Genomic DNA, 19292 nt, shown 5'->3' on the forward strand with positions numbered 1-19292 from the left:
GCGCGCCGAAACGGTTCTTCGGACCGGTACCCGGCGCCGCCGGGACCCCCGAACGTGGGTCCATGCTGAACAAGGCACTCGGTCTCGCGGTCCTCGCCGGACTGCTCACCGCCGCTCCGGCCCACGCCGTCGACCCGCCCCACCTCCCGGCGCCGACCGGGCACCACCCCGTCGGCACCACCTCCCTGTACCTGGAGGACGAGTCCCGCCAGGACCCCTGGGTGCCCGAGGCGGGAGCGCGGGAGCTGATGGTCTCCCTGTGGTACCCGGCGACGTCACGAGGTGCGCGGCGGGCGCCGTACATGAGCCCCGCCGAGTCGGAGGCCGTCCTGCGTGGCACGGGCGTCACCGGCGTGCCCTACGACGCGCTGAGCCGCACGCGCACCAACGCCTACCTCGACACGACACCGTCCGGTGGCCGCCACTCGTTGCCGCTCGTGGTGCTCTCGCCGGGGTTCACGTGGCCGCGCAGCTCGCTCACCGCACTCGCCGAGGAGCTGGCGAGCCGCGGTTACGTGGTGGCGGGGATCGACCACACCTACGAGAACTTCGGCATGACCTTCCCGGGCGGACGGTTCGTCACCTGCGCTGCGTGCGAGCTGGACGTGGACGACTTCGGCACGGCCGCGGTGGAGAGCCGGGCGAAGGACGTCTCCTTCGTGCTCGACGAGCTGACCGGGCCACATCCGAAGTGGCGCGGCGGCACGTTGATCGACCCGTCCCGGATCGCGATGGCGGGCAGTTCGCTCGGCGGGGCGAGCGTCGCCGAGACCGCGCTCACGGACCCGAGGATCCGCGCCGGTGTCAACCTCGACGGCACGATGTTCAAGCCGCTGCCGGAAAGCGGGCTGTCCCGACCGTTCCTGTTCTTCAGCGAGGACCTGTGCGACCCCACGTGGGTCCGGGACTGGGCGCACCTGACCGGCCCGAAGCAGTGGCTGCGCATCAGCGGTTCGGTGCACGCGTCCTTCACGGACTACGACATGCTGGGCAGGCAGATCGGCGTCGACCTCGGCAGCAGCCTGGCCGGCACGCGCTCGGTGGAGATAGTCCGCGCGTACGTCGCCGCGTTCCTCGACCTGCACCTGCGCGACCGGCCGCAACCGCCCCTGGCGCGACCGGCCGCGAGCTACCCCGAGGTCAGCACTTCCGACTGCTACTCGTAGGCGATCGCCGAGAGGACGTTCACCTTCGCCGCCCTGGTCGATGGCATCAGGGCGGCGAGCAGTCCGGCGACCACCGCGAGTCCCAGGAACAACGCCATGGACGTCCAGGGGATCTCCAGCGACGACAACCCCATCACGCGGGCCGCTGCCGCACCCGCCGCCCCGCCTGCCAGGAGACCGAGCAGGGCGCCGAACACCGCCATCACCAGCGACTCCGACACTACCATCCGTACCAGGTGCGACCGCCGCAGCCCGATCGCCCGCAGCAGGCCCAGCTCCCGGGTCCGCTCCAGAATGGACAGTGCCATCGTGTTCACGATCCCCAGGATGCCGATCACCACGGACAGTCCCAGCAGCACGTACAGCATGGTCTCCGCGATGTCGACCTGGCTCGCCGCGTCGTCGCCGAGCTGCGTCTGGTCCTGCACCGACACCTCGGGGTTGTCCGCGAGCAGCCCGGCGACCGACCGGGTCACGGCCGTGGCGTCCGCACCGGCGGCCAGCGTCACGTACCCGATCGCGGGCGACCGCGTCACGAACAGCGACGCCGCCGCGGACGTGGCGAACACCGGTCCACGCAACAGGTAGCTCGGCTCGTACGACCCGACGATCCGGTAGTCCCGCCACCCGGCCCGCTGCGTCGCGATGCCGACCGTGCCACCGACGCGCAGCCCCTGCGCCGACAACGTCGCGGTGTCCACCACGACCTCACCGTCACCCGGCGCCCGCACCGGCCCGATGTCGAGCACCGACGCCAGTGCCCGCACGTCCCCGGCAGCCGCGGACGACGGCACCGTCCCGTGCGCACCCCGCAGCTGCACGGAGTCCACGTACTGCCCAACGGCGCGGGACACCCCGGCCACCTCACCGGCCCTGTCGAGCACGGACGCCGAGAACGTCGGCATGATCCGCCCGTCGGCCGCCGTGGGCGGACCACCGCCCTGACCACCGGCCCGTGCGCTCACCCCGTCCCCGCTGATCACGAGGTCGGCGCCGAGCCCCTGCGTCGCACTCCTGCTGAGATCCGCCCGCAACGACTGCGCGACCACACCGACCCCGCCGACGAGCCCGAGCGTGACCACCAGGGTCGCCACCGTGATGGCCGTGCGACGAGGATTGCGGGCCGCGTTGCGGCGCCCCAGCTTCGACGGCATCGACCACCCCGTCACCCGCCCGAGCACGGGCAGCAGCGTCCGCGACGCGATCGGCGTCAGCAACGCCAACCCCAGCAGCCCCAACACGATCCCGCCCGCCAGCGCGACCCACCGGAACGACCCCAGGTCGAACAGCACCGCCGCGAGCACACCCGCGACACCGACCGTGGCAGGCACCGCGCCGAACAGCGTGATCCTCGTCAGCGACCGCTGTTCGGCCGCCGACGCCACCATCGCGGCCACCGGTGGCACCCGCGACGCCCGCACCGCGGGAGCCAGTGCCGCCACCAGCGTCACCCCGACCCCGATCAGGAACGCCCACACCATGTCCCACACCGGCACCATCAACCCGACCGGCAGCGCTGTCCCGCTCTGCGACTCCATCACCAGCGTCAGCAGCTTCGAGATCCCGATGCCGAGCCCGATCCCGACGGCGGAGGCGACCACCCCGACGAGCGACGCCTCCACCAGCACGGCCCCGACGAGCTGTCGTCGCCGCGCGCCGAGTGCGGCCATCAGGGCCAGCTCACCGGTCCGCTGCGCCACCAGGATCGAGAAAGTGTTGAGGATCAGGAAGATCCCGACCAGCAGCGACAGCCCGGAGAACCCGAGCAGGATCATCCGCACGATGTCGCCGAACGCCTTGCCAGCGGCTGCCGTCGACGCGGCCAGCTCGTCGCCGGTCCGCACGGTGTACCCGGAACCGAGCGCCGACGCGATCCGCTCCTTCAGCTCGGCCCGCGACACGCCCGGGTCGGCGGTCACCGTGACCGAGCTGTACGTCCCGACCTGGCCCAGCATCAACTTCTGCGCCACCGGCTCGACGAACGCCACCTGGGTGTCGCCGCCGAGCGTGCCGCGCCCGTTGCTGAAGCCGTAGATGCCCACGATCCTGAACGTCTGCCTCGGCGCCAGCGTCAGCACGTCGATGGAGTCCCCGACGTGGAACTGCCCTCGGTCGGCGAGGCCCGCGTTGATCGCGACCTCGTCGTCGGCCTTCGGCCCGCGACCCGACCACAGCCGCACCATCCCGGTCTCCCCGCGCCACGCCACACCACTGCGTGGCGGGCCCTGCACGGCGATCACCTTGCCGTCCTTGCCCACCGGGCGGGCGCCGTCCGCCGACACCGTGCCGACCGCCGAGCGCACCCCGTCGACGGCCGCGACCTCGGGCACCACCGAGGACGGAACCGGTGGCGTGAAAGCCTTCCCGCCCATCTCGGCGTCCACATCGGACCTGCCGGTCACTGACACGTCGATCCCGGACGTGGCCGTGGCGAAGATCGAGTCGAACCCCGCGCCGACCGTCGTGGTGGTGACCATGGCCGCCGAGACCGCCATCACGCCGAGGACGACGGCGAGACCGGCCAGCGCCAACCGCAGCTTGCGGGCGAGCAGCCCGCGCAACGTCGCCCTCAACATCACGAACCGCCGCCCTCGAAGGAGTCCAGCCGCTTCATCGTGTCCAGCACCTCGTCGGCGTCCGGCTCCAGCACCTCGTGCACCAGCTTGCCGTCCAACAGGAACACCACCCGGTCCGCGTACGCGGCGGCATTGGCGTCGTGCGTGACCATGACGATCGTCTGGCCGAACTCGTCGACGGACTGGCGCAGGAAACGCAGGATCTCGCCGCTGGAACGGGAGTCGAGGTTGCCGGTCGGCTCGTCCGCGAAGATGACGTCCGGCTTCGGCAGCAGGGCACGCGCACACGCGACCCGCTGCTGCTGCCCACCGGACAGCTCGCTTGGCCGGTGCGTCAGCCGGTCCGCCAGCCCGACGGCCGACACGACCCGGTCGAACCACGCCGCGTCCGGCCTGCGCTTCGCGATGGCCAGCGGCAGGGTGATGTTCTCCTCGGCCGACAGCGTCGGCAGCAGGTTGAACTGCTGGAAGACGAACCCGACCCGGTCGCGCCGCAGGTCCGCGAGCCCCCGGTCGGACAGTGTCGTCAGCCGCGTCTCGCCGATCCACACCTCACCGGAGTCCACTGTGTCCAGTCCGGCGAGCGCGTGCATGAGGGTGGACTTGCCGGAGCCGGACGGACCCATGATGGCCGTGAACCGGCCGCGGCGGATGTCCACGGAGATGTCGTCGAGTGCGGTGACGGCCGTGGCACCCGTGCCGTACCTCCTGGACACGCCGACCGCCCGGGCCGCGAGACCGGTGACGGTGGCTGAGGCGACGGTGGTCATGACGACTCCCGACGGGCCCACGGCGGCACGCCGCCCGCGCGGACGAAGAGGGCGTGCAGCAGGAAACTGCCCCACAGCACGAACATCGGCCCGGCCGGCCAGAAGAACGGGACGTCCATCGCGACCCACCGGAGGATCAGCATCACCGACACGACCATGGCGACGGCCGCGTGCACCCGCAGCCTGACGGGGAACCGCGCGGGGGCCGTTCGACGCGTGTCGTCCGGCAGGTCGTCGACGAACTCCGCTAGCTCGTGGCGAAACCTGGTGGTATAGATACGTTCGAGGCGCTCGTCCGCCTCGGCGATGGAGAGGCGGCCCTCGCCGGCCGCCGCACTGACCAGCTTCGCGACGCGTTCCCGTTCGGTGTCCGAGGCACGCACCGCCTTCTCGAAGTCCTGTCGCTCGTTCATGGTGACCAATGTCGTCTCCTCGGTCCGCGAAATCGTCGGGCTCGGGACGGCACTTCGGGTACCGCGGGTGGAGACGCCGAAGCGCCTCCGTCTGCGCCCCCGGTAGTACACGGCGTGCACAAGTACGCTTCGTGACAGGTGAGAGGGGGTGTGATGTCGACACAACGCGCGTTCTGGTTCGGACAGCTGCACCCGCTCGTCCTCGTCGTGCCCGTCGCGTTCGTACAGGTCGTCTTCACCTTCGGCGCCGCGGCGGGCCAGCACCAGCTCGACCGCCTCAACGCGTTCACGGTCCTCATCGCGCTGGCGGCGGCAGGCGCGCTGACGTGGCGGCGCAGCCATCCGCTCGTGACGCTCGGCGCGGTGTACGCGCTGGTCATCACCTACTTCGCACTGAGCTTCCCGTACGGCCCGATCCTCATCAGCGTCGCTGTCGCGCTGTTCAACGCCGTGGCCAACGGACCCCGCGTGCCCGCATGGGCGACCGGGTACGGGGGCGGCGTCGTGATGTACGTGGTCATGGCCATGACCCACGGCGACTTCCCCGGCAACTGGGCGGCCGCCGGCGCCGTGTTCGCGTGGGTCTCGCTGGTCATGGGCCTCGGCGAGCTGGCCAGGTCCCGCCGCGAACGGGTCGCGCAGGCCGCCGCCACCCAGGCCGAGCTGGACCGGAGGCAGGCGAGCGAGGAGCGGCTGCGCATCGCCCGCGAGGTGCACGACGTGCTCGCGCACCACGTCTCGCTGATCAACGTCCAGTCCGGGGTGGCGCTGCACCTGATCGACACGCAGCCGGAGCAGGTCCGTGAGGCACTGACCGCGATCAAGCAGTCGTCGAAGGAGGTGCTGGTCGAGCTGCGGAACATCCTCGGCGTCCTGCGGGACGTGGACCGCGCCGCGCCCCGGCACCCGGTGGCGAGCCTCGACCAGCTCGACCGCCTGCTCGAGCGCATGCGCACCGCGGGCCTGCCGGTCGAGCTGACGGTCGAGGGCGAGCAGCGTCCCGTGCCGAAGGGCGTGGACGCGGCGGCGTTGCGGATCGTGCAGGAAGCGCTCACGAACACCTACCGGCACGCGGGGCCGACGTCCGCGACGGTCACGCTCAGCTACCTCCCCGGCTCGCTCACCGTCCAGGTCGACGACGAGGGCCGCGCCGAGCCCGGCGGCGCGAGCGTCGGCACGGGCAGCGGCCTGACCGGCATGCGCCAACGCGCCGAGGCGCTGGCGGGCACGTTCGAGGCGGGTCCCCGGCCGGGGGGCGGGTTCCGCGTGATGGCGACATTTCCGACAGGTGGGGACGAATGACGATTCGAGTGGCGCTGGCCGACGACCAGGCGTTGGTACGGGCGGGTTTCCGCGCGTTGCTGAACGCGCAGGCCGACGTCGAGGTGGTCGCTGAGGCGGCGGACGGCGAGGAGGCGGTCAGGGTCGCGCGTGAGCACCGGCCGGACGTGATCCTCATGGACATCCGGATGCCCGGCACGGACGGTCTGGTCGCCACCCGCACGATCTCGGCCGACACGGCGCTCGCCGGCGTGCACATCCTCATCCTGACGACGTTCGAGGAGGACGAGTACGTCTTCGAGGCGATCCGGGTGGGGGCAAGCGGTTTCCTCGTGAAGGACACCGAGCCGGAGGAGCTGCTGCACGCGGTCAGGGTCGTGGCCCGGGGCGACGCGCTGCTGTCGCCGGGCGTCACACGCCGCCTGATCGCCGAGTTCGCGACCAAGGCCAAGAAGGTCTTCGCCCCCACCACCCTGGACGTGCTGACCGAACGGGAACGCGAGGTGGTCGGCCTGGTCGGGGAGGGCCTGACCAACGACGAGATCGCCGCGCGCCTGGTGGTGAGCCCGGCGACGGCGAAGACCCACGTGTCCCGCGCGATGATCAAGCTGAACGCCCGGGACCGCGCGCAGCTCGTGGTGCTGGCGTACGAGTCGGGTCTGGTCCGCCCCGGCTGGGCCGAGTGACACCGAGCCGATCTCGGCTATCCCTTGACGGCCTCGACGAACCTGGCGATGAGGGTGGCGTCCTTGACTCCCCGGCTCGACTCGACGCCACTGGAGACGTCGACACCCCAGGCCCCGGCGGTGTCGCGGGCGGCGGCGGCGTTCTCCGGCGTCAGCCCGCCCGCGAGGATCCACTGCCCGGGCAGACCCGCGACCGAGTGGTAGTCCCATGACTCACCCGAACCGGCCTTCGGCGCGTCCACGAGCAGGAGGTCCTCGCCGTAGGCGCCGACGCGCAGGTCGGGGGCCGAGGAGGGCACGGCCCGGACGAGCTGCCAGGCGGGGTCGGCCAGAGCGGTGAAGGTATCCTTGTCGTAGTCGCCGTGGAGCTGCACGGCCCGCAGCTTCGCCGCGGTGGCGATGGCCCTGACCTCGCCGGCCGGCATGCCGAGGAAGACCCCGACGGTGAGCAGGTCTCCGGCGAGTTCGCCCAGCTCGAGGGCGGTCTTGACGTCCACTCGCCGAGGGCTGGCCGCGAACACGAAGCCCACGGCGTCTGCCCCGGCCGACACCGCGGCGGCGACGTCCCCGGCGGTCCGCACGCCGCAGATCTTCACGAATGGAGCCATGCGAAAACCCTACGCCGCCGCCCACTGGCGACCCCTCTCCCTCCCATGTAGAGTCGAACGCATGGTCGAAATGCTCTCCACCTTCATCGAAAGCCTCACCGAGGAGGAGGCTCTTGAGCTCACCCTCGAGCTGAACCGCCGTCGCGAGAAGCTGGATCTCCTCGAGGAACGCGCGGTCGCGCGGTTGGCCGAGTTACGCCGGTCCGCCGCCTAGGTCCGCGCACCCCGGCACGGTCACGTCAGGTCGTCGATCGCACGTCGGAGCACGGTCTGCTCCTCCTCCGGCAGCGACCGGTTGGCGTGCACCATCTGCAAAGCCGTCAGCAACACGATGCGGTCCTGCGGGGTGCCGAGGTCGCCGAGGTAGGGCGGCAGCAGCAGGCCGAGCGCGGTGAGGTCCGCTCTGGCACACAGGCGGTCCAGCAGCTCGGGCAGGGCCTTCGAACGCAGGAGGCCGGACGTGCGCAGGCCTGCGGCGACGGCGAAACGGATCCCTTCCCGGTAGGGCCCGGCCGGCGCGTCGTCGAGGCACTCGGCCGCGTGCTGGAAGTGTGTGCGGGCCTTCTCGGGACTGCCCAGCTCCTCGTGCGCACGCGCGATGTTCAGGTGCAGTGACGGGTAGAACCCGCGCACACGCTCGTCCCCGACGCGGTCGGCGCGCTCCAGGCACTCCTGGTTCCACCGCAACGTGTCCTCGGGCGTGTTCTGGTGCCGGGCGAGGTAGTGCGCCGCGACGCACGCCTCGTAGTCGTCGGTCGCCGCGTCCCAGGCCTCGCTGAACAACGCCCGTGCGTCGTCACCTCGGCCTTCCGACTCCGCCTGCATGCCCTGCGCACACAGCTTCACGACCGGGTTCTCGAGATCCATGACCGAAGCCTAACCAGCCGTCCGACGAGCCAAACCGTGCTGAGGTGCCACCACGTGCAGGCCGTACAGAATAGGCAGCCTTCACGTACGAACCCCCCGGTCGCGTGACGGCTGCCTACTCGACGACCCCTCAGGCGTCGGGGAAGGTCACGGACAGGGGAGCACTGGCGTCGGAGGAACGGTTCTTCCCCGCGCTGTGCCCCCACGCGACGATCCAGATGGTGTAGGTGTGCCCTGGCTCGAGGTACAGCGAGTCGAGCAGCTCGCGGATCGTGACTGTGGTGGGGAAGCTCATGGTGAGGTGGGAGGCGCCGTTGCTCTCGTGCAGGTGGATGTCGTACCAGATGCTGTACTCCAGGTCCGGCATCGTCGACGCGTCCCAGCTGATGCTCTCGAGGACGCCGTCGCGGTAGTCACCTCGCAGGTTCTGCGGTGTCGAGGGTCTCGGCTCGGACTGTTGCGACGCCGTGGAGCCGGTGGTCCGCGCCGTGGTGGCCGAGGCCTGCGCCGGCACGACCGCGAGCCCCACCATCAACACCGGCACGACCAGGACTTTCCACCGGCGCGACCATCGATGGCTTGTCATCGTTCACCTCTCGTCGCGATCACGTCGGCGCCGCGGGAGCGCGACCGCCGACAACTTCGAACGCGGCGAAGACTGGCACCTCTCGTCTGCAGAACGGTTGCAGTCCGTCGATCCTGGCCTCATCCCACCGCCGGAACCGGCGCGTCCCAGTCGATGCGGTGGCCGTACAGCCAGTCCATGCTCTTCTCGCTCGGCCGGTACAGCTTGAAGAACAGCGGCAGCACGCGCCGCATGACCGGTCCGAGCGACTTGCCGTCGCCGTTGCGCTTTCCCTGCGCCACAACACGTTCGACCCGGGTCCGCCGCAGCGACTCGTACCTGGCGAACGCGTCGGGCACATCGGCCCCGTCGCGCAGGCACCGCGCGAGGGTCACCGCGTCCTCGATCGCCATCGACGCGCCCTGGCCGGACGCCGGTGACGTGGCGTGCGCCGCGTCGCCGATGACGACCATCCGGTCGCGGTGCCAGACCGGCACCTTCGGGAAGTCGTAGGTGTTCCAGCCCGCGAAGAACTCCGGGGAGGCGTCGACCAACGCGCCGGCCAGGTCGTCCTCCTTCGCGAACAGCTCGCGCATCCGGTCGCGCCACGACACCGCCGCCAGCTCCTCGCGGCTCAGCTCCCTGGGCTGGCGGGGGTTCGCGAACCACCACACGTCGCCGTCCGGGTGCACGACGTAGGAGTAGAAGACCTCCCGCCCGAAGATCATGTGCATGTGGCCGGGCGCGCTGTCGAGCCGCAGCCCCTTCGCGTAGCCGCCCACGTTGAGCAGCGGCACGTACCTCGGTGCCGGCGCGTTCGGGTCGATGATCGTGCGTACGGCCGAGCGCAGCCCGTCGGCGCCGACGATCAGGTCGGCTCGTGCGGTAGTGCCGTCGGCGAAGGTCGCGGTCACGCCCTGCCGGTCCGGTGTCGCGGACACCAGGCGCTTGCCGTACTCGACGCGGATGCCCCGGCGCGCGGCCTCGTCGCGGAGCGCGCCGTACAGGTCGGCCCGCCGGATGGACAGGGTGCCGGTCCCGTCCGGCAGGGCGGCGCCGAAGCCGAACTCCGCCATGGGCTTGTGCCCGGCGCCCATGCCGATCGACATCTTCCGCGTCGCGAACCCCTTGTCCCGCACCAGGTGGTGCAGGTCGAGGGTGCCGAGCGCGGCGATCCCGTTGACGGCGAGGGTCAGGAACGCCCCGACGCCGTCCGCCCCTCGGTCGTAGGCCTCGTGGACGGTCGCGTCGATGCCGGCCTTCTGGAGTGCGATCGCGGTGACCGGACCGGCCACGCCGCCGCCGACGATGATTGCTGAAGTCATACTATGACTATACATAATATGACTCCATCGGCAAGGGGCACTAAGGTCGGTGCCGTGGCGAGAAGTACCCATCGGCGGTCAGTGCTGGCGCTCGTGCTCCTGTCGTTGCTGGCCGAGGAGCCGATGCACCCGTACCGGATGCACGAGATGATCAAGGAACGCGGCAAGGACAAGATCGCGAACGTAGGCGCGCGCAACAGCGTCTACCAGACGATCGACCGCCTGGTGCGTGCCGAGCTGATCGCCGTGCGGGAGACCGCCCGCGACGAGCGCCGCCCGGAACGCACGGTCTACGAGATCACCGACACCGGCTGGGCCGCCCTGCGTGAGTGGACGGCCGACATGCTCTCGGCCCCCGCGCGGGAGTACCCGGAGTTCCCCGCGGCGCTGGCCTCGGTCATGGTCCTGGCCCCGGAGGACGTCACGGCCCGGCTGGAGAGAAGAGCCGCCGACCTGCGCACCGCCATGGCGGCGGACCGCGAGGCCATGACCGTGGTGCCCGACCTGCCGCGCCTGTTCCTGCTGGACGAGGAGTACTCGATCGCCGTCCGCGAGGCGGAGCTGGCGTGGGTGGAGGGCGTGCTGGCGGCGCTGCGTTCGGGTGAGCTGACGTGGTCCGCGGCGTGGATCCGCGAGGTGGCCGAGAGGTTCGCCTAGCCGCGACACGAGATCGAAATCACGTTCCGTGCGCACTCCCTTGCTGCTGTCACACGTCCGTACCGGACGTCACCCATTCGTCATCGATTCGGTGGCAGTCCACGTCGCCGCTGGGCTAAGTTCCGAACCACGGCCAGGTAACCGCGAGGGGGGAACTGACGTCATGAGTGGTCGCACGGATCACCGATGGTGACCACTCCCGTGGCGGAGGAGCACGCGGTACCCGGGGCCCGCCGTGTCCTCAGCCTGCCCGCGACCGCCGTACGCAGTGTGCGCAAGTCGGCGGCCAGCACGCCGGGCCGGCTGTTCCTCGTCGGCGTCGGTCTCGTGGTGCTCGCGCTGCTCACCGGCGTCGTCGGCGCACTCGCGATGCAGCAGAAGCAGAGCACGATCGACAACCTCGTCGCCCACCGCGAGCCGGTGGCCGCCGCCTCGCAGCAGATCTACCGGTCCCTGTCCGACGCCGACGCGACCGCCGCCAGCGCGTTCCTCGCGGGCGGCACCACGCCCACCGAGCTGCGTGACCGCTACGACCTGGACATCGCGACGGCCGGGGCGAACCTCGCGAAGGCATCCGCCGACGTCAGCGGCGTGCCGGAGGCGGAGAAGCAGGTCAACGAGCTGGCACAGCAGCTGCCCGTCTACACCGGGCTGGTCGAGGTCGCCCGCGCGTACAACCGGCAGGGTTACCCGTCCGGCGCCGCGTACCTGCGCGAGGCGTCCGGCCTCATGCGCGCGAAGCTGCTGCCCGCCGCGAACGAGCTGTACGAGATCGACTCCGCCCGCCTCGCCGACTCGCAGGTCGCGGCCACCTCGGTGCCGTGGTTCTCGCTGGGACTCGCGGTGGTGCTGCTCGGCGCGTTGGTCGCCGCACAGCTGTACCTGACGCGGCGGACGAACCGCCTGCTCAACGTGGGTCTCGTGGTCGCGACGGGTGCCGTGGTCGTCGCGCTGATCTGGGGCACGGTGGCGTTGCTGATCGAGTCGTCACAGGTGTCCGCCGGGCGTGAGCACGGCAGCGGGCAGAGCGAGGTGATCGTCCAGGCGCGGATCGTGGCGCTGAAGATGCGGGCCAACGAGACGCTGACCCTGGTCGCCCGCGGCGACGGCGGCGAGTACGAGGACGAGTTCAAGAAGCTCTCGGAGCAGCTCACCGGCGACGGGCAGGGCAACCTGCTCAACCAGGCCAGGGGGCTGGCCGACACCGACGAGGCGCGGGACCTGCTCGCGGCCGCGCAGAAGAACGTCGGCGACTGGCTCGCCGCGCACGAGAAGATCCGCCGGCTCGACGACGACGGCTCCTACCAGGAGGCGGTGTCGCTCGCGATCAGTCCCGACGCGAAGACGAGCGCCGCGAACATGTTCACCAGCCTCGACGACAACCTGCTGAAGTCGCTGCGGGACGCGAGGGAGCGGTTCGCGGACAGGACCAGCGGCGCGAGCAGGACGATGACGGGGCTGACGCCGGGGGTCGGCGTACTGGCACTGGTCGCGGCCGCAGGGGTGACAATGGGGATAAGGGACCGACTGCAGGAGTACCGGTGAGGGCTGTCCGAGCGAGCCTCGTGTTCGTGGTGTTGGTGCTCGCCGTGACCGCGTGCGCGGGCGGCGGGCGACCGGTCGACCTCGCCAACGTGACCTCTGTCGCCCAGCCGACGCCGGTCGGTGCCGAGGAGAACCCGGAGACGTCGACGACCTCGACGACCCAGGCCCCGCCGTGTGACCCGCGCGCGAGCTACCGCCCGAACGGCTCGCTGCCGCAGCCGGGCCAGATGCCGGGCGGGACCATGAAGGCCATCCAGGACCGGGGCAAGCTGATCGCGGGCGTCGACCAGAACACGTTCCTCTTCGGCTTCCGCAACCCGACGACCGGCGCGCTGGAGGGCTTCGACATCGACCGCGTGCACGAGCTCGCGGCGGCCATCTTCGGCGACCCGAACAAGGTGCAGTTCAAGGTCGTGACGTCCAACGACCGTGTCAAGGCGCTGCAGGACGGCGACGTGGACGTGGTCGTGCGCACGATGACCGCGAACTGCGAGCGCTGGCAGCAGATCAACTTCTCGGTGACCTACTACACGGCGGGCCAGCGCCTCCTGGTCGACCGCACGTCGGACGTGACGACCCTCGACCAGCTCGGCGGCAAGAAGGTCTGCGCGGCCAAGGGCTCGACGTCGATCTCGACGATCAAGCAGCACCCGGCGAAGCTGGTCCCGGTCCAGGTCGACAACTGGTCGGACTGCCTGATCATGCTGCAGCAGGGCCAGGTCTCCGCGGTGTCGACCGACGACACCATCCTGTCGGGCATGGTCGCCCAGGACCCGAACGTCAAGATGGTCGGCCCCAGGTTCACCGAGGAGCCGTACGGCATCGGCATCCCGAAGAACAACGTCGACATGGTCCGCTTCGTGAACGCCGTCCTGGCGAAGTCGATAGCGGACGGCGCCTGGCAGGACAGCTACAACAGATGGCTGGGCCGCACCGGCGAGCCCGGGACGCCCCCGACCCCGGCGTACCTGGACTAGGGGGCTGGTGATGGCGCTGTCGTGTCCCCGCCCTGGCTGCCCGGGCGAGGTCGTCAACGGGAACTGCCAGGCCTGCGGCATCGCGGTGGCGGAGACGGCCGAGCAGGCAGCCGAACGCCTGCGCAGGGAGGCCGAGGACAGGGCCGCCAACCTGACCCCGCCGCCGGGCGAGGAGGAAGGCACGGGTTGGTTCGCCTCCCCGGAGACCCTGAACGGCGAGGACGCCCCGAAGAGCGGCGGCGCCCACCGCAAACCGGCAGAGCCCAAGGCCCAGCCGGGCTCACCGTCCCACCCGACGTGGAACGGACAGTCAGGTGCCGGCCAACCAGCCACCGAGCAGCCAGGAGCCCAACCGGTGAGCGCCGAGCCAACCCGGTCCCAGCCAAGCCAACGCGAGGCCCCGCCGCCGCACCCTGCCCACCCGGGCCGGCCGCACGGCTCGGGTGCCGCTGAGGCGCCTGACGCGCAGGCGTTCACGGCCCAGCCGAGCCAGTCCCAGCCGAGCACGTCGGCGCAGCCGCCGGAGCAGGCCGCAGGCTCCCAGCCGGGCCACCCGGGTGTTCCTCGGACGGGCGGCCCGGCTGCGCCACCCAGGCCGACAGAGTCCGCGCAGCCAGCCCAGGCATGGGCCGGTCAGGCGTCCGGTGCTCATCAGGGCCAGTCCGGACCGCCGTCCTGGCAAGGCCAGTCCGGCGGCAACCCCAATCCTCAGGGGCAGCCGAACCAGACCGGCGGTTATCCGAGGCCGTCCAACCAGGCCGGTGGCTACGGCGGTCCTCAGCCCGTCTCGACGGGCGGTTATCCCGGTCCCCAAGGTCAGGCCGCTCAGCCCTGGCACGCGTATCAGGGCCAGCCGCAACCACCTCAGCCGCAGTCGGGCCGGCAGGAGCCGAGTTCGCCGCCCTCGGGTCAGCAGCCGGCAGAGCCGCACTCGGGCCAGTCGCCACTGGCTCAGCGGCAACCGAGCCAGCCACAGTTAGGCCGGGAGCCGGGGTCGCAGGAGCCGGATTCGCGGCGGTCGGCACAGCAAACAGCCGCGCCTCAACCGGGCCAACCCCAGCCGCAGCCAGGGCAGCAGCCGGGTTCGCCGCAACCCGGTCAGCGGCAGCCGAGCCGGCCGCAGCCCGGTCAGGAGCCGCACTCGCAGCCGGGTTCGTGGCCTTCGGGGCACCAAACGGCTGCGCCTCAATCGGGTCACCCCCAACCCCTGCCGGGCTGGCAGCAACCGAATGCGCAAGAGCAGGGTTCGCGGCAATCAGTCGAGCAACCCGGACACCGGCAGCCGGACCAGCCGCCGGGATGGCAGCAGCCGAATGCTCAGGAGCCGAGTACTCGGCAGTCGGGCGAGCAATCAGGCCACCGGCAGCCGAGCCAGTCGCAGGCAGGGTGGCAGGAGTCGGGTTCGGGGCAGCAGCCGGGCCAACCTCAGCCGAACCAGCCGCACCCAGGGCAGGCGCAACCTGGCCAGTGGCAGTCGGGTCCGCAGCAACCGGGCCAGGCGTGGCCGAACCAGCCGGGACGACCGACCGCCTCCCACAACGCGCCGCCCTCACCATGGGCACCACCAGCACAGTCCCGGCCGGCGACCCCACCCCAGGGCTCACCCCTCCGCGAGGCGCAGCTCGGCTACGCCCCACCACGGCCGACCACCGGCGCCCGCCCAGCACCCCAGCCCGGCATGCAGTGGGCCCCAGGCGTTCCCGTCCCGAACGTCGCCCCGCGCCAGCCGGGTGTCATGCCCCCCACGGCCCTCGCCCCCGACGAACCGCTGCCCACCAGCGTCCTCGACGAGACGCCCATCACCCTCAGCGTCGACGCGCCCGCCACACCGGCCCGCCCGCTCGACTCGCTGCCGTCCACCCAACCCGGCGGCGACAAGCCGGACAGCCCGCACACCACCGGCTCCAGCTCGTTCCCCCACACGGGCCGACGCACCGGCTCGCGAACGTCCGGGCGTGGGCGGTTGGGCGCGGGCCTCGTCGACGTGCCCGTCGTGCCGGTCAAGGACCCGGCGTCCGCGGTGCTCGAGGACCCGGTCGTCAGCGAGAACAAACGGTTCTGCGGCAACTGCGGCGCCGAGGTCGGCCGCGCCCGCGACGGACGTCCCGGCGAGACCGAGGGCGAGTGCGCGGCCTGCGGCACCTACTTCAACTTCCGCCCCCGCCTGTTCCGCGGCGACCTCGTCGCCGGGCAGTACGAGGTCCTCGGCTGCCTCGCGTACGGCGGCCTCGGCTGGATCTACCTCGCCAAGGACCACAACGTCAGCGACCGCTGGGTCGTGCTCAAGGGCATGATCGACACCGGCGACCCGACATCCATGGCGTCCGCGGTCGCCGAGCGCCGGTTCCTCGCCGAGGTCGAGCACCCGAACGTCGTCCGGATCTACAACTTCGTGCAGCACCCGGACCCCAAGACCGGCAACCTCGTCGGCTACATCGTGATGGAGTACGTCGGCGGCCAGTCGTTGCGGCAGCTGGCCCTCGAGCACCACCGCGAGACGGGCAAGGCCGAGCCGCTGCCGATCGGCCAGGTCATCGCGTACGGCCTGGAGATCCTGCCCGCCATCGGCTACCTGCACAGCATCGACATGCTGTACTGCGACCTCAAGCCCGACAACGTGATCCAGTCCGGCGAGCAGCTCAAGCTCATCGACCTCGGCGCGGTCCGCAAGATCGACGACTGGGACTCGCCGCTGTTCTTCACCCTCGGCTACTCCGCGCCGGAACTGCCCACCGAAGGCGCGTCCGTGGCGAGCGACATCTACACGGTGGGTCGCACGCTGGCCGTCCTGTCGATCGAGTTCGCCGGCTACACGACGCGCCACAAGTACACGCTGCCCGGCCCGGACGAGGAGCCGCTGTTCGCGCTCTTCGGTTCCTACCACCGGGTCCTGAAGCGCGCGACGCACACGGACCCGCTGCAGCGCTTCGCGTCGGCCGAGGACATGGCCGACCAGCTGACCGGCGTGCTCCGCGAGGTCATGGCGCTCGGCACGAACCGCCCTCGGCCCGGCACGTCGAACGTCTTCGCGCTGGAGACGAGGACGTTCGGCTCCGGCATGGTGATCGGCGAGCGCGGCTCACTGCCGAACCCCGACCCGCTGGAGGTCGCGTCGGTCCTCCCGCTGCCCATGGTCGACACCCACGACCACGCGGCCAGCACCCTCGCGAGCATCACCGCGACGGAGCCCGCCGAGTTGGTGACCGCCCTGCAGTCCGCTCCGCAGGACTCGATCGAGGTTCGCCTGCGCATGGTCCGCGCGCGGCTGGAGCTTGGCGAGCTCCGTGCCGCGAAAGGCGAGCTGGAGGCGGCCCGCCGCGTGGCGATGGACCCGGCCGACTGGCGCCCGGACTGGTACCAGGGCCTGATCGCCATCGCGACCCGCGAACCGGCCGACGCGACGGCCGCGTTCGAACGTGTCTACGACGCGGTCCCCGGCGAGATCCCGCCGAAGCTGGCGCTGGCGGTCGCGGCGGAGTACGCGGGCAACCACTTCCAGGCCGCCAGGTACTACGAGCTGGTGTGGCGGACGGACCGCGCGTGGGTGAGCGCCGCGTTCGGCCTGGCACGTGTCTACCTGGCCCAGGGCGCGAGGGCCGGGGCCATCGAGGTCCTGGAGGCCGTTCCGGACACGTCGAGCCATCACCTCGCCGCGCAGGTGGCCGCCATCAGGATCAAGGCCAGGGCCGACGACGCGGCCAAGGCGACTGAACAGGACCTGCAGGACGCGTCCCGCAAGCTGGAGCGGCTTGCGGCCCTCGACGCGGAACGCCGCACGATCCTGTCGGCGGAGGTCCTCGAGGCGGCACACGAGTGGGTGCGTGCCGGCCGCCCGTCGGGCAGCCAGGACTCGGCCAACCAGGTCGTCCTCGGCTGCCGGCTGACGGAACGCGACCTGCGCTTCGGCCTGGAGCGCTGCTACCGCGTGCTGGCGCGCCTGGCGAGCACACAGGAACGACGACACGAGCTGGTGGACAAGGCGAACGCCATCCGCCCACGAACTCTGACGTGACGTCAGTCCTCGCTTCGCAGTGACAGCACGGTGATGTCCGGCGGCGCGCCGACCCGCACCGGCGGTCCCCAGAAACCCGCGCCCCGCGTCACGTACAGCTGCGTGTTGTTCACAGTAGACAGTCCGGACACAGCGCCCTGCTGCAACCCGACGACGTAGTGGAACGGCCACAGCTGGCCGCCGTGCGTGTGCCCGGACAGCTGCAACGCCACCCCGCGGAACGCCGCCTCCGACACCTGAACCGGTTGGTGCGCCATGAGTATCGTCGGCCGCGACGAGTTCACCCCGGACAGCGCGCGGTCGAAGTCGGGTCCGTCGTGGATGGAGCTGCCCGAGATGTCGTTGACACCGGCCAGGTCGAAGGCGCCGAGGCCACGGCGGATCACCGTGCTCTCGTTGCGCAGCGGCTGCACGCCCAGCTTCTCCAGCTCACGTAGCCACGCCAGCGGGTCCTCGACGAAGTACTCGTGGTTGCCGGTGACGAAGAACGCACCCTCGCGGGATACCAGGTCCCGCAACGGTTCCGCGGCCGGACCGAGCTCCTCGACCGTCCCGTCGACGAGGTCGCCCACGATCGCGACCAGGTCCGGCGACGTCTCGTTGATCATGCGGACGATGCGCTCGGTGTGCGCGCGGCCCGACAGCGGACCGAGGTGGATGTCCGACACCACCGCGATCCGGAAGCCGTTCATCGACGGGTCGAGCCCACGCAGCGTGATCGGTACGCGCAGCAGGTCCGGCGGCCCGAGCGCGTTCGCCATGCCCACGCCGACCACGCCTGCCGAGGCGGCCCCGGCCACCACGGCACTCGCCCGCGCCAGGAACAGCCGCCGGTTCACCTCGGGAGTGGGCGGCGGCTCGACGACCGTCGCCGGGGCGGCCGCGGTCGCCTCCAGTGGCTTGCGCCGGACCCAGCCCCGCAGGGCGAGCCGGGGCAGCTCGAGCACGGCGAGGATCAGGAACAGGTAGACGACCAGCGCGAACCAGACGTACCCCGGCCACGCGAACCACTCGGACGCCGCGGGCCCGATCACCCGGGGCAGCACCAGCGTCGCCACGAGCAGCAACGTCAGCAGCACGAGCGCCCACGTGAGCACGCGACGCACGACGCCGGGCCGTGTCGTGTCCTTGACCAGGCGTTTCCACAGGTAGAAGTGCAGCAACCCGAGGAGCAGGCTGAGCAGCAGGCCGAACACCATGCGGGTCCTTACGGGTTGATGTCCGGGTGCACGTCCCGAGGGTCGGCGGTGCCGTGGGTGGTGAAGTGGCTGAAGTCGACGAGGACGAACAGTGCCCTGGCCCGCAGCGCGAGCGGCCCGTCCGGGTCGTTGAGGCGGCCGTCCGCGCTCGCGTACACCTTGCGCCCGGCGACACCGTCGAGCTTGCCGACGATGTGCAGTGTCGAGCCGACCGGCACGGGGCGCAGGAAGTCGGTCTCCAGCCTGCCGGTCACCGCGGGCTCGCGGAGCATCTGGCCGACGGTGTTGCCGAGCGCCTCGTCGAACGCGACGGCCAGCAGCCCGCCGTGCGCGAGGCCCGGCGCGCCCTGGTGCGCCTCGGTGACGGTGAACTCGGCGAGGATCGTCGAGTCCTTGCCGACCTCGGCGTGCAGGCGCAGGCCGCCCTCCACCTCGTCACCGCAGCCGAAGCACTGGTGGTAGTGCGGGCCGAGCCGGGTGCCCGGCTCGGGGGCGTCGGGGTGCGGCGGCGGCATGACGACCTCGACCGGCGGCCATCTCACGGGTACGCGACTCACTCGATCAGCGTAGAGCCTGACCGGGTGACTGCCGGAAAAGACCGGGTCCCCCGACACCGCCGGGGGACCCATGTCACATGCTTCTACG

General features: G+C 71.2%; 17 protein-coding genes. 8 read left to right on the forward strand and 9 right to left on the reverse strand.

The features are described 5' to 3' along the window. Positions 1–62 precede the first annotated feature (62 nt). Complete coding sequence (locus CLV71_RS25535) at positions 63–1166, forward strand: alpha/beta hydrolase family protein (protein WP_133905382.1); 1104 nt, start codon at positions 63–65, stop codon at positions 1164–1166. Here the strand turns inward: CLV71_RS25535 and CLV71_RS25540 are convergent. From CLV71_RS25540 to CLV71_RS25550, 3 genes are read right to left on the reverse strand one after another with little or no spacing between them, the layout of a single operon-like run. Continuing rightward, positions 1157–3742: an FtsX-like permease family protein gene (locus CLV71_RS25540; RefSeq protein ID WP_133905383.1), complete on the reverse strand. Its 2586-nt coding sequence runs from the start codon at positions 3740–3742 to the stop codon at positions 1157–1159. The genes CLV71_RS25535 and CLV71_RS25540 overlap by 10 nt on opposite strands. Next, positions 3742–4512: an ABC transporter ATP-binding protein gene (locus CLV71_RS25545; RefSeq protein ID WP_133905384.1), complete on the reverse strand. Its 771-nt coding sequence runs from the start codon at positions 4510–4512 to the stop codon at positions 3742–3744. Before CLV71_RS25545 ends, CLV71_RS25540 begins: the two co-directional genes overlap by 1 nt. Then, complete coding sequence (locus CLV71_RS25550; protein ID WP_133905385.1) at positions 4509–4925, reverse strand: DUF1707 SHOCT-like domain-containing protein; 417 nt, start codon at positions 4923–4925, stop codon at positions 4509–4511. Before CLV71_RS25550 ends, CLV71_RS25545 begins: the two co-directional genes overlap by 4 nt. Positions 4926–5078: 153 nt before the next feature. Between CLV71_RS25550 and CLV71_RS25555 the strand changes: the two genes are divergently transcribed. After that, positions 5079–6227, forward strand: coding sequence for a sensor histidine kinase (locus CLV71_RS25555; RefSeq protein WP_133905386.1), 1149 nt, complete (start codon positions 5079–5081; stop codon positions 6225–6227). Further along, complete coding sequence (locus tag CLV71_RS25560) at positions 6224–6892, forward strand: response regulator transcription factor (RefSeq protein ID WP_133905387.1); 669 nt, start codon at positions 6224–6226, stop codon at positions 6890–6892. The genes CLV71_RS25555 and CLV71_RS25560 overlap by 4 nt, the downstream gene beginning before the upstream one ends. A gap of 17 nt (positions 6893–6909) precedes the next feature. On the opposite strand, the gene CLV71_RS25565 is transcribed toward CLV71_RS25560, so the two are convergent. Further along, positions 6910–7500 (reverse strand): phosphoribosylanthranilate isomerase, encoded by a 591-nt coding sequence (locus CLV71_RS25565; RefSeq protein ID WP_133905388.1) that lies wholly within the window; start codon positions 7498–7500, stop codon positions 6910–6912. Positions 7501–7561: 61 nt separating this feature from the next. Here CLV71_RS25565 and CLV71_RS47910 point away from each other — a divergent pair, with 61 nt between their 5' ends. Next, the gene (locus CLV71_RS47910) at positions 7562–7714 is read left to right on the forward strand and encodes a hypothetical protein (protein WP_166664253.1); all 153 of its coding nucleotides are present in this window, start codon (positions 7562–7564) and stop codon (positions 7712–7714) included. Positions 7715–7734: 20 nt separating this feature from the next. On the opposite strand, the gene CLV71_RS25570 is transcribed toward CLV71_RS47910, so the two are convergent. From CLV71_RS25570 to CLV71_RS25580, 3 genes are all read right to left on the reverse strand, one after another. Then, entirely contained in the window at positions 7735–8367 is a 633-nt protein-coding gene (locus CLV71_RS25570) for a hypothetical protein (protein ID WP_133905389.1), read from the reverse strand. Between the two features lie 130 nt (positions 8368–8497). Then, positions 8498–8953 (reverse strand): hypothetical protein, encoded by a 456-nt coding sequence (locus tag CLV71_RS25575; protein WP_133905390.1) that lies wholly within the window; start codon positions 8951–8953, stop codon positions 8498–8500. A gap of 119 nt (positions 8954–9072) precedes the next feature. Next, positions 9073–10257, reverse strand: coding sequence for an FAD-dependent oxidoreductase (locus CLV71_RS25580; protein WP_133905391.1), 1185 nt, complete (start codon positions 10255–10257; stop codon positions 9073–9075). A 54-nt stretch (positions 10258–10311) separates the two neighbouring features. On the opposite strand from CLV71_RS25580, the gene CLV71_RS25585 reads away from it, so the two are divergent. The 4 genes from CLV71_RS25585 (at position 10312) to CLV71_RS49475 (ending at position 17448) form a co-directional block, all read left to right on the forward strand. After that, positions 10312–10914, forward strand: a complete 603-nt coding sequence (locus CLV71_RS25585; RefSeq protein WP_133905392.1) for a PadR family transcriptional regulator — start codon at positions 10312–10314, stop codon at positions 10912–10914. A 186-nt stretch (positions 10915–11100) separates the two neighbouring features. Next, positions 11101–12459, forward strand: coding sequence for a hypothetical protein (locus CLV71_RS25590; protein WP_133905393.1), 1359 nt, complete (start codon positions 11101–11103; stop codon positions 12457–12459). Continuing rightward, on the forward strand, positions 12456–13436 hold the full coding sequence (locus CLV71_RS25595) for a glutamate ABC transporter substrate-binding protein (protein WP_133905394.1): 981 nt from the start codon (positions 12456–12458) through the stop codon (positions 13434–13436). The genes CLV71_RS25590 and CLV71_RS25595 overlap by 4 nt, the downstream gene beginning before the upstream one ends. Before the next feature lie 1735 nt (positions 13437–15171). Further along, a complete protein-coding gene (locus CLV71_RS49475) occupies positions 15172–17448 on the forward strand; it encodes a serine/threonine-protein kinase (RefSeq protein ID WP_243866706.1) in 2277 nt (758 codons plus the stop codon). A gap of 2 nt (positions 17449–17450) precedes the next feature. Here the strand turns inward: CLV71_RS49475 and CLV71_RS25605 are convergent, their stop codons facing one another. After that, positions 17451–18647 carry a metallophosphoesterase gene (locus CLV71_RS25605; protein ID WP_341771669.1) on the reverse strand — a complete coding sequence of 399 codons (1197 nt, stop codon included), beginning with the start codon at positions 18645–18647 and terminating at the stop codon, positions 17451–17453. 8 nt (positions 18648–18655) lie between these two features. Beyond that, positions 18656–19204, reverse strand: coding sequence for a PaaI family thioesterase (locus CLV71_RS25610; RefSeq protein WP_133905396.1), 549 nt, complete (start codon positions 19202–19204; stop codon positions 18656–18658). Between the last annotated feature and the right edge of the window lie 88 nt (positions 19205–19292).

The sequence above is a fragment of the Actinophytocola oryzae genome (assembly GCF_004364325.1).
Taxonomy (GTDB): Bacteria; Actinomycetota; Actinomycetes; order Mycobacteriales; family Pseudonocardiaceae; genus Actinophytocola; species Actinophytocola oryzae.

What these genes read in the sequence shown, in the direction of transcription:
- CLV71_RS49475 (WP_243866706.1), top strand. Translation starts at nt 15,172, where the DNA reads ATGCCCCCCACGGCCCTCGCCCCCGACGAACCGCTGCCCACCAGCGTC.
- CLV71_RS25590 (WP_133905393.1), top strand. Translation starts at nt 11,101, where the DNA reads ATGGTGACCACTCCCGTGGCGGAGGAGCACGCGGTACCCGGGGCCCGC.
- CLV71_RS25565 (WP_133905388.1), bottom strand. Translation starts at nt 7,500, where the DNA reads ATGGCTCCATTCGTGAAGATCTGCGGCGTGCGGACCGCCGGGGACGTC.
- CLV71_RS25550 (WP_133905385.1), bottom strand. Translation starts at nt 4,925, where the DNA reads ATGAACGAGCGACAGGACTTCGAGAAGGCGGTGCGTGCCTCGGACACC.
- CLV71_RS25545 (WP_133905384.1), bottom strand. Translation starts at nt 4,512, where the DNA reads ATGACCACCGTCGCCTCAGCCACCGTCACCGGTCTCGCGGCCCGGGCG.
- CLV71_RS25535 (WP_133905382.1), top strand. Translation starts at nt 63, where the DNA reads ATGCTGAACAAGGCACTCGGTCTCGCGGTCCTCGCCGGACTGCTCACC.
- CLV71_RS25555 (WP_133905386.1), top strand. Translation starts at nt 5,079, where the DNA reads ATGTCGACACAACGCGCGTTCTGGTTCGGACAGCTGCACCCGCTCGTC.
- CLV71_RS47910 (WP_166664253.1), top strand. Translation starts at nt 7,562, where the DNA reads ATGGTCGAAATGCTCTCCACCTTCATCGAAAGCCTCACCGAGGAGGAG.
- CLV71_RS25605 (WP_341771669.1), bottom strand. Translation starts at nt 18,647, where the DNA reads ATGGTGTTCGGCCTGCTGCTCAGCCTGCTCCTCGGGTTGCTGCACTTC.
- CLV71_RS25575 (WP_133905390.1), bottom strand. Translation starts at nt 8,953, where the DNA reads ATGACAAGCCATCGATGGTCGCGCCGGTGGAAAGTCCTGGTCGTGCCG.
- CLV71_RS25540 (WP_133905383.1), bottom strand. Translation starts at nt 3,742, where the DNA reads ATGTTGAGGGCGACGTTGCGCGGGCTGCTCGCCCGCAAGCTGCGGTTG.
- CLV71_RS25580 (WP_133905391.1), bottom strand. Translation starts at nt 10,257, where the DNA reads ATGACTTCAGCAATCATCGTCGGCGGCGGCGTGGCCGGTCCGGTCACC.
- CLV71_RS25560 (WP_133905387.1), top strand. Translation starts at nt 6,224, where the DNA reads ATGACGATTCGAGTGGCGCTGGCCGACGACCAGGCGTTGGTACGGGCG.
- CLV71_RS25570 (WP_133905389.1), bottom strand. Translation starts at nt 8,367, where the DNA reads ATGGATCTCGAGAACCCGGTCGTGAAGCTGTGTGCGCAGGGCATGCAG.